The following is a 12,185-nucleotide window of genomic DNA, read 5'->3' on the forward strand; positions in this document are numbered from 1 at the left end:
TGGCCCGTGAAGCGTTAAAAGGACAGGTGCAACCCTAATCAAGCTTCGGGCTATAAACTTGACTAATCACGAACGTAATTTGACTATTCGCGAACAACTACGCCGCACAGGCAATAGAGCAGCATGTTTCTGATCCGCAGCGGTGCCTTGGATGGCTTCGAGCGATTGCTCGGCCAACTGGGCCAGAATCCCGCCCAACTGCTGCGCCAGCACGGCCTCAGCAGCGCCCAGTTGCGCGAACCCAACAGCTACCTCTCCTACCTGAAACTGGCCGACCTGCTGGACGACTGCGCGCTGCTCTGTCACGAACCGCTGTTCGGTCTGCGCCTGGCGGCCGGGCAGAGCCTGCTGGCCATCGGCGAGATGGCGCTGCCAGGCAGCCAGCAACCGAGCCTCGGCGAGGCCCTGGAGTTCGCCAAGCGCTACCTGCACCTGCACGCCCAGGGGGTCAATCTGCAGGGCACTCTGGCCGCGGATGACTATGAGCTGAGCCTGAGCTTCGCCTTTAGCAACGCCAGCGGCCTGTGGCAGCTCAACCAGCTGGGCGTGGGTCAGCTGTTCAACGCCCTGGGCTTTCTCACCGGCAGTACCAGCCGCCAGCTGCGCCTGCATTTGCAGCAGGCGCGCCCGCCCGACTGCGCCTGGCTGGCGGATTGGCAGCCGGGCCGGCTGGTCTTCGACAGCCCTATCAATGGCGTGAGTTTCCCGGCCGACTGGCGCGAGCGCCCGCCGAGTCGCGACGAAGCCCTGACTCGCCAGTATTTCCAGCAGCGCATGCAGATGCTCGCAGCCCGCTACCCGGACAAGCTGCAGGACCAGGTCTGTCACATCATCAGCAGCCTGCTGCCGGCCGGCGAAGGCAGTGTCGAACGGGTCGGCGCGGCCCTCGGCCTGCACCCGCGCACCCTGCAGAAACGCCTGCAGCAGGAGGGCAGCAGCTTTAGCCAACTGCTGCAGGAGACCCGTCTGGGTATTGCCCGCCAGCACCTGCAACAACAGAAGATGAGCATCACCGACCTGGCCCTCAACCTGGGCTATGCGGATGTCGCCGTGTTCAGCCGTCACTTCAAGCGCTGGACCGGCCTGTCGCCACGGCAGTGGCGCGCCCAGCAGGGGCTGCGTGCTGAACGCTGAGGCGGCTAAAGGAAGAGTCGCCGCGCCTTGCTATCTCACCGCTACCGCCACTCCATCGGCGGTATGGATCACCGCTCGGGCCTCGGCCAATTCCGCCGCTGAGCTCGGCGTCAGCGCTGGTGCGACGGCACGCTGGGTCTGTTTCTCGCGCAGCAGCGGCCAGAACAATTGCACGGCCCAGGATTCCACCTTCACCCCAACCGGCAGGCCATAAGCGTCCTGGGGCCGGCGGGGGTGGCCGCTGTTGGTGCCATGCAAATCATCCCAAATATTCAGCACATTGCCGTAGTTGGACGAGGCATTGCCATAGCGACCGATGCCGTGGTGCACATGGTGGAAGTCCTGCAGGGCGAACAGGTTTTCCAGGCCGTCGAGCAGCACGCCTCCCAGCCAGGAGCGGCGCAGCCAGAGGTCCCAGCGGTAACTGGCATGCTGCAGGTACACCACCGTCAACTTGAGTGCCAGCATCAGCGCTCCGGCCTCTTCCGCCCCCATAAACACCAGCAACGGAGCCATGATGTTGACCGGCAGGAGGAAGTAGTAGAACAGGTTCTCGCGCACGCCCATCAGCACATTCATCTGCGTCGGAATGTGGTGCGGTTTGTGCAGACGCCACAGCCACGGCACCTTGTGCGCGCTGCGGTGTAGCCAGTAGTTGCCGTAGTCGTCGACCAGCAGGATCACCAGGAAGACCAGCCAGACGTTGCTCTCGGCCAGCACACCTTTCAGACCGGGCAGGCCATGCACCAGCACGAACATGATGGCGGCAAACGGGATGGCGCGGATCGTGAAGGCGATGGCGGTGCTGATCAGGTTGACGCCCAACTCGTTCATGCTCAGGGCATGGGGTTTGCGGAATTCACCGGCAAAGAAGTCGAGCAGCAGCAACAGCATGAAGACGCTCAGGCCGATCTCCATGCTCAATCCTCCTTGGAATCGGCTGGCTGGAGTGTCTCCAGGAAAAACACCAACTTGCCGACCAGCAGCGGATTGACCGTCACTTGAACTGGCAGGCTGCCGGAGAAGGTCGCGAATTCGCGGGTGCCGCCGCTGAACGTCAGATGACCGCGATCACCGGTGCCGGGTAAGGTCTGAAAGCGCGCATACAGCTTGGCGCCGCCAAGCGAAGTGAGTTCGCAGTCACCGCTGCCCGCGGTGATCTTCTTTCCTTCCTGGGTATCGACGATGGCGCACATTGCATGGAAGCGCACGGTTTCGCCCGCGGTGCTGATCTTGCCGGCGCCTTCGGCAACGATGCTCAGGCTGGATCTGCCGGGGGCAATTTCCAGTGCAGACATGGTCTTCACGGCCGCGCCGATATCCAGGACATAGTCCACTACGTCGGTCGAGCCTTGGGCATGGGCTTGAGGGTTAACCAGCAGTGCCGCGAGAGCAGCGATCAATACCGCTTTCATACAGTCATCTCCGTGAGGGATTGGGTGTTGGTCTGGGTGTCGGCAGCCGGCAGGTTGCTGCGATCGAGGAAGCGGTCGTAGTGCACATGCTCGGCGGCGACCACGCCCTGCAATTGCCGCAGGGTGGCGTCGATCATCGCGGGCGGGCCGCAGAGGTAGAAACTGCTGTCCGCGGGGCTGCAGAAGCGGCTCAAGTGCTCCCCGCAATAGCCGGTAAGGCCATCCCAGCCGGAATCTTGCGGCTCGTTCGACAGTACCGGCACCAGCAGCAGGCGCCCGGGCCAGCGGCCCTGCAGATCCGCCAGTTCACGCTGGCAATACAGGTCGCGCTGGCTGCGCGCGGCCAGGAACAGGGTGAGATCCGGGGTACGTTCGCGGCTGCACAGTTCCTCCAGCATGGCCTTGATGGGGGCCAGACCGCTGCCTCCGGCGATGCAGACCATGGGACGCTCGTCGTCGCGCACGCGGAAGTCACCCAGCGGGCCCATCAGCTCGACAGATTCCCCCGTGCGATCCTGGGCAAACAGCCACTCGGTAAACAGGCCACCGGGTACGTGGCGCATATGGAACGCCACTTGCATGCACCCGTGCGCCGAGGGCGCGGAGCTAAAGGAGTAGCAACGCGGTGCGCTGGCGAGTTCGGCATGGCCAGGCACGCTCAGTTGCGCGTATTGACCGGCGTCGTAATGCAGCGGCGAATCGAGTTCGACGACCAGTTGGCGGATATCGTGGCTCAGGGCAGTAACCGACCTGATCTGCCCGTGCAGAGCCTTGACCCCAGCGCCATCTGAGCAGGGTGATTGCCCCGGAATCTCCAGGGTCAGGTCGCTCAGCGCCTCGCTCTGGCAAGCCAGCAGGTAGCCTTGGCGCAGCGCCTGGTGGTCGACGTGCTGGGAGATGTCGCGCTTGAGCCGCACCTGGCCAGTCACCAAGCGGCAGCGACAGGAGCCACATTCGCCGACCCGGCACAGATGGGGAATCCGTACGCCGCCCCGCAGAGCTGCGCTTAGCAACGAGTCGCCGGCCTCGGCCACGGCCAGCAGGTCGGTGCCGGCAACATTCAGGGTAAAGCCCGTGGCAACGGGAAGTTCAGAAAAATCGGTAAGCATGGCGGCCCCATCGAGGATGGTTTGGTAGGTAGCCGCGAGTCTATGCAGTCACTTTTAATGCATCCAATGCATTATTATCATCATGATAATGACGCTATGACATTAGTAGGAGCGCCACGCCCATGGATATCAAACACCTGCGCTATGCCACTGCCCTCGCCCAGGAGCTCAACTTCGCCCGGGCCGCGGAAAAGCTGCACCTGAGCCAGCCGGCCTTGAGCCGGGCGATCCAGAGTCTGGAGGCGCAACTGGGTTTTCTGCTATTCGATCGGGACAAGCGCAATGTCGCCACGACCACGGCGGGCGAGGCGTTCTTGCAGCAGGCCAAGGGCATTCTGTTCCAGATGCGCACGCTGGAACTGAACATGGCCCAGCTGCGCGACGGCAGTGGCGGGCATGTCGCCTTCGGTGCCGGCCCCTCACCCACCAACAGCCTGCTGCAGGCAACCTTGGCTAGATTGCGTCGACAGCACCCGGGCATAGCGCTAAGGGTGGACAGCAACAACTGGCGTTATCTGCTGCTGCATCTGCGTGCGGAGGACATCGAGTTCTTCGTTGCCGACACCCGGGAAATCGGTGCCCAGCATGACCTGGTCATCATGCCGCTGTGTCGGCAACCGGGCGGCTTCTTCTGCCGTGCGCAACACCCGCTGCTCGAGCGTGCCCACTACAGCCCTGCAGATCTTCTCGAGTACGGCTTCGTCGGCAATTCCATGCCGGCACCGGTGCAGGCCGGCCTCAAGACATTCCTGGGCCTGAGCACGGCGCAACCGCTGCCTATTGCCCTGGAGTGCGACAACTTCACCGTGTTGAAGGAGCAGACCCTGAGCGATGACCTGATTCTGCTGGCGCCCCGGGCATCGCTCGTGCATGAGCTAAATGCGGGCCAGCTCAGGGAACTGAGGTTCGGCGGAACCGAGTCACTCTTCACCGATATCGATATCGTGTACTTACAAGGACGGACGCTCTCGCCGAGCGCCAGAATCGTGGTGGATGTCTTGCGTGAGACCGTTGCCAATCAAGCGCCGGAGTTTATCCAGAGCAGGTTCTGAGCCGTGGGGTGGTGCGCCGATGCGCTAGCCGAACTGGGTCTGCGTTTCGACGAACGGGTGGAAGACATTCGCCACGACCGCGCGGTTTTCTACCTGACCGAACGCAATATCCCGCTGGCGCAGATCGCCGGCATGCTCGGCTATAGCGAGCAGAGCATATTCAACCGTGCTTGCCGGCGCTGGTTTGCCCTGACGCCCGGCGTGCGGCCGTGGCAATTCGGAACTATAAATCTATAGGTGCAACCTGCCCGCCGGCGGCGGCGCGGTATCTACTAGGCGGCGGACTTGAAGCGCCTGCGGCCCTGGCAACTGGATCTCTCGCATGAACAATCTTCCCCGGTGGCGGGGCAATATCCTGCTTGGCGCCGTATTCCTGTGTCTGCTGCAGCCGCAACCGGCATCTGCCGAGCAAACGCTACAGCTGGCGACCGGCGAGTTCCCGCCCTATGTCAGTGAAGCTCTGCCCGGCCATGGGTTGAGCAGCCAGATAGTCCGGGCGGCCTTCCAGGCGGCGGGCTATCGGACCACGCTGCTCTTCATGCCCTGGCGCCGTGCCGCCGCGCAGACTGCGACGGGGCACTATGCCGCCTCCTTTCCCTGGGCCATGAATAGCGAACGTCAGCAGCAGTTTCTCTACTCGCAGCCGCTCTACCAGGATCAGATCCGCTTCTTCGCCCGGCTCGACGGCAACAGCGTGGATGAGCGCAATTGGCAGGGCATGCGCCTGTGTATCCCCGATGGCTGGGATATCGGCCAACTGCAACAGCAGATCGAGCGCTTCCGGCTGCGACTGGAACGACCCTCGGACATGCTCAACTGCTTGCGCATGATCGACGCCGGCCGGGTAGAACTGACGGCAGTCAACCGCATGGTGGGGCAGGATCTGCTACACGGACTGCAACTGCAGCACCCGATCGGCCCGGTAGGCAGTGTGATAGCAACCGACCTAAACTTTCTCATCGTTTCGCGCAAACACCCTCAGGCCCGTGAGCTGATTGCCGACTTCGACGAAGGTCTGCGGCTGATTCACAGCAACGGGCTTTACAGCCAGATACTGCAACAGACGGCCAGTCAGAGCCCTGACTCGCGCCCTGCCGCCCCCTTGCTCGACTGCGATTCAATCGGTCAGGCCCAGCTCCTTGGCCCGCACCACGGCCTGGGTGCGGCGCTCCACGCCGAGCTTGAAGTTGATGCGCTGGGCGTGGGTTTTCACCGTGTGCAGGGAGATGAACAGGCTCTCGGCGATCTGCTGGTTGGACAGACCCTGGGCGATCAGCCGCAACACATCCAGTTCGCGACGGCTGAGCAGGGCCGCCGGCTCGCTCTCCTCGCCCGCGCTGCCGGCCTTGCCGGCCCAGCGCATCAGAGCCGGGCTGCGCTGGCTGAAGGCCCGCTCGACGCTGGCCAGGCCCATCTGCCGGGCCATGGCCAGGGCATCCAGCAGCGCCTGCTTGGCCTGCGCCGGCTTGTTCCAGGCATACAACCCTTCGGCCAGGCTGAAACCGATCTCACAGGTCAGTGGCCGGCGCCCCTCGGCCAACGCCTGGGCGTGCATGGTCGTCAGGCTGTCCAATGCTTCGCCCACCTCGCCGCTGGCCAGTTGCGCCTGAGCCAGTAACAGGCGCAGGCGCACGTTCAGCTCAGGCGCGCCAAACGGCGGCAGCGCCGGCAATCCTGCCAGCAACGCACGCAGCGCTTTCTCGGCCTGGGCGTGGCGGCCCTGGGCCAGCCACAGGCGCGCTCGGGTCGCCAGCAGCAGGCCCTGATACAGCTGCGCATTGATATGGCCGTACTGCATCAGACGCTCGACATCGGCGATACGGGCGAAGGCGCCGGCGCTGTCGCCATGCAACGCATCCAGCTCGGCCAGGCCGAGCAGGCCCCAGACCGCCGCCGGGTCGGCGCAGACCTGGCACTCCTGCACGCCCGCCTTGAACACGGCCTCGGCCTCCTGATAGCTGCCGCGTTGCAACAGCAGGCCGGCGCGCAACAGCTGTCCGCGCCCGCGCATGGGGCTGGGCTCTTCGCCCCAGGCCTGGCTCAGCTCGGTGTGCAGGCGGCTCAGCAGGCTTTCCGCGCGCAGCAGCTCGCCACGGATCTCCAGCAACTTGGCATGTTCTAGGGCCATCAGGCTCTCGAAAGCCAGGCTGGCGTGCTCACGGGCCTGCTTGGTGGCCGCCCGGTTGAGCACCTGGGCCTGCTCCAAGTCGCCATCGATCAGGGCCTGTTCGATCTGCAGCAGGTGGCACAGCAGGCGCTGGCTCCAGGCCCGCTCGGGTAACTCGACGCTGGCCTCGGCCACCAACGTTCGTGCCCGCTCGGCGTCGCCACGATGGAAGGCAAGCTTGCCGGACAGAGCCTTCCACTGCGCGATCAGCTCCTGCTGGCGACTCGCGCTGGGCTGCGGCAGGAAGCGCTCCAGCGCCGCGATGTACAGCTCGCCTTCGTCGAGATGACCGCTGAGCAGCAGGGCCCAGGCATTCAGCAGGGCCAGGCGCGGCGTGCTGCTGCGTAGCGCTGGCGGCAGTTCGCGGCACCACTCCAGCAGCAGGGCCAAGTCGCGGCCGCGCAACAGGCGGTCTTCGGTGTAGTGCTGCATCAGGCTGGCCGCCACTTCCTGCTGGTCGGCCTTGAGCGCGTATTCCAGGGCCGGACGGATCTCCTCGCGGCTCGCGTACCACTGGCAGGCCTTGCGAAACAGGGCCTTGCTCATGCTGCCGGGCAGTTGTCCGGCAAGCAGCGGCGCCAGCGTCGGTTGTACGCGCAGCAGGCGTTCGTCCGCAGCAACCGTCTCGATGAACAGACCACAGTCGCGCAGCTGGGCCAGCAGCTGCATGCCTTCGCCAACGCCGAGCAGTTGCTCGCACAGCTCGCGGTCGAAGCTGGGAAACTGGGCCAGGGTGAAGAGCGCCAGTTGCCAATCACTGGGCAGCTCGTCCAGCACCTCACGTTTCAGGTAGTCCAGCTGCAAGCCTATTCCAGCTTCGGCCTGCAGCCCTTGACCCGGCTTGCAGCCGAGCAGGCGCAGGCGCAGGCCGGCGCACCAGCCACGCGTCTGCTCCAGCAACTGGCGCGCCTGCGGCCGCGGCCACTGATGGCCGAGCAGCTGCAGCAACTCACTCACTTCGGCCTCACTGAAGGCCAGCTCAGCGCTGCCCAGCTCGAACAGCTCGCCGTCCAGCAGCAGTCGGGCTAACTGCACCTTCGGCCGGCGCCGGCTGGCGACCCACCAGAGCACTCGCGCTGGCGCTTCGAGAATCAGCTGGTTCAACGCCTGGTCCAGCGCCGCATCGGGGAAGCGCGGGTAATCGTCGAGCATCAGCCACAGCGGCTGCTGCAGTTCCTGCAGGTGCTGGTCAATGCTTTCCGCATCGGCGAACGGCAGACCGAGGGCGTCGCCCAGACGCTGCAAAAAAGTGGCTGCACCTATGGCCTGGCCGCGCAAGTCGAGGTGGACGAGACGGGCATCGGCCGGACACTGCAGGGCACATTCGCCGAGCAGCACGCTCTTGCCGCTGCCGGCCGGCGCACAGAGCAGGCGCAGGCGGCAATCGGCCTGCAGCAGGGCGTCACGCAGGCGCGTACGCGGCAGGTGGACGGGGGGTAGCCGGGGCAGATCGGCTGCCCTGGTTGCAGGGCGTGATCCTGGTGCCATGAGTGCACTCGACTTTATTGTTCTAGGGTGATTCATCCTTGCAGAGCCTGGCGCAACTGCGCAAATGCGCCGGCATAAAAAAAGCGGCCCGGGAGGGCCGCCAAATCATGGAGTTGTGGAAAGTCGAGGGATCAGCGCACGCCAGCCTGACGCAGGGCCGCCGGAGTGTAGGCAGAGGCGGTGGTCTTGGCGCCGAACTCGTAGGACTGCTTCTCCTCGTTCTTCAGACCGAGCACCGAGTAACGACCGGCGATCACGTCATACAGCGCTTCGGCGGTATAGCCGGGCACCTGCTTGTGGTAGTACTGCTGGGCATGCGCCTCGGCGACGCGCCACAGCTGACCGCGACCGTCGTAGTGATCGATCAGGGCGGCTTGCCAGGTGTCCTCGTCGAAGTACATGTGGCGGGTGGCGTAGATATGCCGTTCGCCGTCCTTCAGCTTGGCCACCACTTCCCACACGCGGTGCAGCTCGTAGCGGGTCAGATCCTGGTTGATATGGCCAACCTTGAGGATGTCCTCGTACTTCAGGTTCGGCGAGTCCAGCTTGTAGCTGTTGTAGGGGATGTACATCTCCTTCTTGCCGACCAGCTCCCAGGTGTAGCGATCCGGGGAACCGTTGAACATGTCGTAGTTGTCCGAGGTGGCCAGGCCGTCGGCGGCGGTGGCCGGGCCGTCATAGGCCACCTGCGGGGCGCGGCGCACGCGGCGCTGGCCGGCGTTGTAGAGCCAGGCCATGCGCGGTTCCTTGACCTGGTCGATGGTCTCGTGGACTAGCAGCACGTTACCGGCCAGGCGCGACGGAGCCGTCACGTTCTGGATGAAGTAGAACAGGATGTTCTGCGCCTTGGCCTTATCCAGATCCGGCAGGTTGCCCGGATAGGAGATCTCGTCGGTGAACTGCACCATGTTGAAGGCGCCGTTGGTCTGCGGCTGCACGCGGGTCATGTAACGCTTGACGTTGCCGCCGCGGTAACGGGTGCTGTGGTTCCACGCTACCTCGACGCCGCTCTTGGGCAGCGGGAAGGCGTAGTAGCGGCTGTCGCCGAAACCGGACAGGCCATTGCCACCGTCGAGACCTTCGGTATTGAGGGCACTGGTCTTGATCGCCGCGTAGATATCGTCCGGCAGCGCCGCGCTGCGGTGGGTCGGGTACACCGGGATCTTGTAGGTGTCTGGGTAGCGCTTGAACATCGCCAGCTGGCCGGCGGACAGTTTGTCCTTGTACTGCTCGGCATTGGCCGCGGTGATGGTGAACAGCGGCTGCTCGCTGGCGAACGGGTCGGCGAGGAAACCCTTGGCGTCCACTGCACCGGCGTTGGTCGGTAGGCCGCCGGTCCACGCGGGGATGCTGCCGTCGGCATTGCCGGCCTTCTCGGCGCCGATCGGGGTCAGGCTGGCGCCCAACTTGGCCGCTTCGTCCGGGCTGACCTTGGCCATCACGCTGGTAGCCAGCAGGGACAGAGCCAGGACACCGGATTGCAGCAGGAATTTTGTTGTTTTCATTTGCATGTCTTTCCTCAAAGGTCCTGAGCGCTTAGAAATTCGCGCCGAAGCTGAGTGCTACGAAGTCACGGTCGATCGAAGTGTTGTAGTCGCCACCGAAGAAGTCGGTGTAAGACAGGTTAGCCGTGTAGGTGTTCTGGTACTCAGCTTCCACAGCCAGACTCACAGCCTTACGGCCTTCTTCGAAGTTGGCACCTGGGCCAGGCGAATAACCGTCAACGTCATGCGACCAGGCCACGCTCGGGCGCAGGTTCACACCGGCGAACACGTCCGGGTAATCCCAGATCGCACGGGTGCGATAGCCCCAGGAGCTGTGGGTAGTGAAGCCGTCGTCGTTGCAGTCTTTAGTGGCGTTGCTGAAATCAGCATTGCCTTCGGCACCAGCAACGGTGACATTGTTCAGTGCTTCGCATGTGCCATTCGGCAGCTCACCTGGCCCGAAGATCGGATCACGGCCATAGCGCGCCTCACTGGAGTGCTCCAGACCACCCACAAAGGTCGCCCCAACTTCGCCCACCAGAGTCAGACGGCTGGCGCCCATCACCTGATCCACGAAGTGGGTGAAGGTGGTTTGAATCTGGGTCACTTCTTTACGCTTGTAGCCGTGCTGAACAGCACCGGGGGTAAGTACAGATGCATCCGCGAAGGGGTTACTGAACGCAGGGTCCGAACTCTCAATCGGGCGAACTGCTGAGTACAGGACGTCAGTAGTGTTGAGCGCCACTGGAGCATTGGGGCGATAACTGACTTCCCCGCTCCAGGCAGTACCTGTAGGCAGAGTGGTAGAGAAACTCAAACCATAAAGGCGAATATCCTCAGGGTATTCCATGAAATAACTAGAGTTACCTGCAATCGCAAGAGCGGCTGCCGGCCCAGCCAATCCCACAGCATTTAACCCAGGACTACCTAAAATCTGACCTGCGGCATCGTATGTTGCTTGATCAGGCGCCACGCCACTAAGAATCGGAGCGCGACTGTGGTAGTTCATGGCGTAGGCGCCGAACTCGGTGTCCAGAGGCTCGTAGAAGTAACGGAATGCAAGCCCCCACTGACCATCATCACGAGCATCTTTATCGTCACTGCGGCGAACAAGATTGCCCTCAACGTTTGAGTCCAACGGATCGATACCATTGGCAGCCAGAATGCCACCAAGTGCGGCGAGTCGTGCCCGGTTATTAGTCAACAGACGCAGATTGTCATCGCAACCATCTGCCGCCACGTCCACCTGGGAGAAGAAGGTGCCGCAGTTGTCGACTACGGTCTGATCCCACTCCAGCTGATAGAAAGCTTCCATCGACAGGTTGTCGGTCAGGCTCTGCGAGACGTAGAACATGTTGACCGGGATCAGGCCTTCCTTGACCTCGGCACCCGGACGGCGGAACGCAGAAACGTCGACCGGGTTGATGGCGTTGATACTGTTCTGGATGAAAGTACTTTCACCCCAGCTCACCACCTGTTTGCCCAGACGTACAGAGCCCGGCTGATCGCCAATCGAGTAGTTGTGGTAGACGAAGGCGTCGAGGATTTCGGCGCCGGATGCCTGGGCACCCTCTTTACGGTTGCTGTCGTCGATATCCTTGAACAGGCGGCTCTCGTCTTTCAGTTCGAAGTCGTACCAGTACTTGCCGCGAACGAACACACCGGTGTCGCCGTACTTCAACTCGAGGTCGTGAATACCCTTGAAGATCTTCGAGAAGGTCTCGCCCTTCTTGAAGTTCAGGCGACCATCGTCGGTGGTCTGCGACAGGCCTTGGCCGCCGTTGTTGACACCGATCAGATCAGGATCGGCACCGCGCGCGGACCAGCTGGCACCTACGGAGAGAGAGGAATCGAGCTGCCCTTCGATCTCGCCGATGTTGAAGGTCACGGCCTGCGCCGGGACAGCACAGCTCAAGGCGATGGCGGCGGCCAAGGCATGGGGTTGGAAACGGATGATTGTTGTTTTTATGGTCATGCAGCTATCCCCTGCGGGTATTTGATCGGCGAGCAAAGCTAATCAATCCCTCCTGCCGGGGTAACGGACAAAGTAGTGATATTGAAAGTCATCCCAAAGAGTGAGTTTTTCCGCCGCAACCGCCGATCAGCACGGCACTCGAGCACCTTTCAGCCGGCCGTGCTGGTGCCGAGCGACCTCCAGGTCAGCGGGCAGGCACAAATCCCCCTTGTCAGGGTTGGTCGTCGCGGACAGAGAACCTAAGACCCTGTTCACGATCTTTTGGACTAGAGCCAGACAAGGCGCCACGCACTCATGCTGGCGTTCAGCGCGGCAGCACGCACTCGGTTTACCATGTGCCCCCGCGTCTGTTGATCGATTA

General features: G+C 63.0%; 9 protein-coding genes and 1 pseudogene. 4 read left to right on the forward strand and 6 right to left on the reverse strand.

Annotation, left to right across the window (positions count from 1 at the left end):
* Nucleotides 1–123: 123 nt before the first annotated feature.
* Nucleotides 124–1,134, forward strand: a complete 1,011-nt coding sequence (locus tag LRS11_RS21355; protein ID WP_260494826.1) for an AraC family transcriptional regulator — start codon at nucleotides 124–126, stop codon at nucleotides 1,132–1,134.
* A 30-nt stretch (nucleotides 1,135–1,164) separates the two neighbouring features.
* Here LRS11_RS21355 and LRS11_RS21360 read toward each other — a convergent pair whose 3' ends face one another.
* The 3 genes from LRS11_RS21360 to LRS11_RS21370 are packed head-to-tail and all read right to left on the reverse strand — an operon-like array spanning nucleotide 1,165 to nucleotide 3,658.
* A complete protein-coding gene (locus tag LRS11_RS21360) occupies nucleotides 1,165–2,052 on the reverse strand; it encodes a sterol desaturase family protein (protein ID WP_260494827.1) in 888 nt (295 codons plus the stop codon).
* A gap of 2 nt (nucleotides 2,053–2,054) precedes the next feature.
* Nucleotides 2,055–2,549: a hypothetical protein gene (locus LRS11_RS21365; protein WP_260494828.1), complete on the reverse strand. Its 495-nt coding sequence runs from the start codon at nucleotides 2,547–2,549 to the stop codon at nucleotides 2,055–2,057.
* On the reverse strand, nucleotides 2,546–3,658 hold the full coding sequence (locus tag LRS11_RS21370) for a 2Fe-2S iron-sulfur cluster binding domain-containing protein (protein ID WP_260494829.1): 1,113 nt from the start codon (nucleotides 3,656–3,658) through the stop codon (nucleotides 2,546–2,548). Before LRS11_RS21370 ends, LRS11_RS21365 begins: the two co-directional genes overlap by 4 nt.
* Before the next feature lie 122 nt (nucleotides 3,659–3,780).
* Between LRS11_RS21370 and LRS11_RS21375 the strand changes: the two genes are divergently transcribed.
* From LRS11_RS21375 to LRS11_RS22615, 3 genes and pseudogenes are all read left to right on the forward strand, one after another.
* Nucleotides 3,781–4,710 carry a LysR family transcriptional regulator gene (locus LRS11_RS21375; protein ID WP_260494830.1) on the forward strand — a complete coding sequence of 310 codons (930 nt, stop codon included), beginning with the start codon at nucleotides 3,781–3,783 and terminating at the stop codon, nucleotides 4,708–4,710.
* A gap of 3 nt (nucleotides 4,711–4,713) precedes the next feature.
* On the forward strand, nucleotides 4,714–4,947 hold the full coding sequence (locus LRS11_RS21380) for a helix-turn-helix domain-containing protein (RefSeq protein WP_260494831.1): 234 nt from the start codon (nucleotides 4,714–4,716) through the stop codon (nucleotides 4,945–4,947).
* Nucleotides 4,948–5,032: 85 nt separating this feature from the next.
* Nucleotides 5,033–5,713: pseudogene (locus LRS11_RS22615) on the forward strand (substrate-binding periplasmic protein); the annotation flags it as partial.
* Between the two features lie 114 nt (nucleotides 5,714–5,827).
* Here the strand turns inward: LRS11_RS22615 and LRS11_RS21390 are convergent.
* The 3 genes from LRS11_RS21390 to LRS11_RS21400 form a co-directional block, all read right to left on the reverse strand.
* On the reverse strand, nucleotides 5,828–8,365 hold the full coding sequence (locus LRS11_RS21390) for a LuxR C-terminal-related transcriptional regulator (protein ID WP_260494833.1): 2,538 nt from the start codon (nucleotides 8,363–8,365) through the stop codon (nucleotides 5,828–5,830).
* Nucleotides 8,366–8,496: 131 nt separating this feature from the next.
* On the reverse strand, nucleotides 8,497–9,870 hold the full coding sequence (locus LRS11_RS21395) for a DUF1329 domain-containing protein (protein WP_260494834.1): 1,374 nt from the start codon (nucleotides 9,868–9,870) through the stop codon (nucleotides 8,497–8,499).
* 31 nt (nucleotides 9,871–9,901) lie between these two features.
* Nucleotides 9,902–11,824 carry a DUF1302 domain-containing protein gene (locus tag LRS11_RS21400; protein ID WP_260494835.1) on the reverse strand — a complete coding sequence of 641 codons (1,923 nt, stop codon included), beginning with the start codon at nucleotides 11,822–11,824 and terminating at the stop codon, nucleotides 9,902–9,904.
* Nucleotides 11,825–12,185: the final 361 nt, after the last annotated feature.

The organism is Pseudomonas sp. J452, assembly GCF_024666525.1.
Taxonomy (GTDB): domain Bacteria; phylum Pseudomonadota; class Gammaproteobacteria; order Pseudomonadales; family Pseudomonadaceae; genus Aquipseudomonas.

What these genes read in the sequence shown, in the direction of transcription:
- LRS11_RS21355 (WP_260494826.1), top strand. Translation starts at nt 124, where the DNA reads ATGTTTCTGATCCGCAGCGGTGCCTTGGATGGCTTCGAGCGATTGCTC.
- LRS11_RS21360 (WP_260494827.1), bottom strand. Translation starts at nt 2,052, where the DNA reads ATGGAGATCGGCCTGAGCGTCTTCATGCTGTTGCTGCTGCTCGACTTC.
- LRS11_RS21365 (WP_260494828.1), bottom strand. Translation starts at nt 2,549, where the DNA reads ATGAAAGCGGTATTGATCGCTGCTCTCGCGGCACTGCTGGTTAACCCT.
- LRS11_RS21375 (WP_260494830.1), top strand. Translation starts at nt 3,781, where the DNA reads ATGGATATCAAACACCTGCGCTATGCCACTGCCCTCGCCCAGGAGCTC.
- LRS11_RS21390 (WP_260494833.1), bottom strand. Translation starts at nt 8,365, where the DNA reads ATGGCACCAGGATCACGCCCTGCAACCAGGGCAGCCGATCTGCCCCGG.
- LRS11_RS21370 (WP_260494829.1), bottom strand. Translation starts at nt 3,658, where the DNA reads ATGCTTACCGATTTTTCTGAACTTCCCGTTGCCACGGGCTTTACCCTG.
- LRS11_RS21395 (WP_260494834.1), bottom strand. Translation starts at nt 9,870, where the DNA reads ATGAAAACAACAAAATTCCTGCTGCAATCCGGTGTCCTGGCTCTGTCC.
- LRS11_RS21400 (WP_260494835.1), bottom strand. Translation starts at nt 11,824, where the DNA reads ATGACCATAAAAACAACAATCATCCGTTTCCAACCCCATGCCTTGGCC.